The 1,330-nt window shown below is 65.9% G+C and carries 1 protein-coding gene; it reads left to right on the top strand.

The genetic code is table 11. The features are described from left to right. Positions 1 to 50 precede the first annotated feature (50 nt). A protein-coding gene (locus tag ACLB9X_RS34355; protein WP_410364336.1) for an IS3 family transposase occupies positions 51 to 1,303 on the top strand; the annotation gives its coding sequence in 2 pieces (ribosomal slippage) (positions 51 to 333 and positions 333 to 1,303; 1,254 coding nt in all). Positions 1,304 to 1,330 lie beyond the last annotated feature (27 nt).

The raw sequence follows: 1,330 nt of genomic DNA, 5'->3' as shown, positions 1-1,330 counted from the left end.
TGAACCGTTCCGGGTTCGGTAGGGGCTCGATCATTTGAGAGGATCGAGTTATGGCACGTCCTTCCCAGTACCCGCTTGAGCTGCGCCGTCGTGCGGTGCGCATGGTCGCCGAGGTGCGGCCCGACTACGACACCGAGTGGGCGGCGATGAAAGCGGTCGCCGCGAAGCTCGGTATCGGCACGACCGAGACGCTGCGCAAGTGGGTACGCCAGGACGAGATCGACGCCGGGACCAGACCGGGGACGACGACGGAGGAGTCTGCGCAGATCAAGGCGATGAAGAAGGAGATCGCCGAGCTGAAGCGGGCCAACGAGATCCTGAAGGCCGCGGCGAGTTTCTTCGCGGCCGAGCTCGACCGGCCACACACACGCTCGTAGCGTTCATCGACGAGCACCGGGACCGCTTCGGCGGAGTCGAGCCGATCTGCCGTGTTCTGACCGAGCACGACTGCAAGATCGCCCCATCCACCTACTACGCCCACCACAAGCGCCGGGCAGCGCCATCGGCACGCACCGTTCGCGACACCGAACTGAAGATGCTCATCCAGGAGGCATACGACGCCAACTACCGCGTCTACGGCGCGAGGAAGATCTGGCGGCACCTGAACCGCAAGGGCCAGACCGTGGCCCGCTGCACCGTCGAACGCCTCATGCGCGAGCTCGGCATCACCGGCGCCGTCCGCGGCAAGAGGGTCATCACCACCATCCCCGACCCCACCGCACCACGCGCACCGGACCTGGTCGACCGGGACTTCGTCGCCGCGGCCCCCAATCGGTGCTGGGTCGCCGACTTCACCCACGTCGCCACGTTCTCGGGCGTCGTCTACGTCGCCTTCGTCGTGGACACCTTCTCCCGCCGGATCGTCGGCTGGTCCGCCTCAACCACGAAGCAGACCCGGCTCGTCCTGGACGCCCTGGACATGGGACTGTGGCAACGCGACCGCGACCAACGCCCGCCCCTGCCTGGGGAATTGGTCCATCACTCGGACGCGGGCTCGCAATATACGTCCTTCACGCTGGCCGAGCACCTGGAGAAGGCCGGCATCGCCGCCTCGATCGGATCGGTCGGCGACGCCTACGACAACGCGCTGATGGAGTCCACGATCGGCCTCTTCAAAACCGAGGTCATCAAGCCGCAGAGGCCCTGGCGATCCCTCGCCCAGGTCGAGCTCGCCACCGCCGAATGGACCGACTGGTACAACCACACCCGACTCCACGGTGAGATAGGGCACGTCCCGCCCGCCGAATACGAAGCCAACCACTACCTGAGCGCCACGAAAGCCCAGGTCACAACCAACATCTGAGATCTCTACCGAACCCGGAACGGTTCA

It is taken from the genome of Streptomyces sp. 5K101, from assembly GCF_046506645.1.
Classification (GTDB): domain Bacteria; phylum Actinomycetota; class Actinomycetes; order Streptomycetales; family Streptomycetaceae; genus Streptomyces.
Note: the sequence above shows the minus strand (reverse complement) of the source record. Positions and strands in the feature narration are given on the sequence as shown.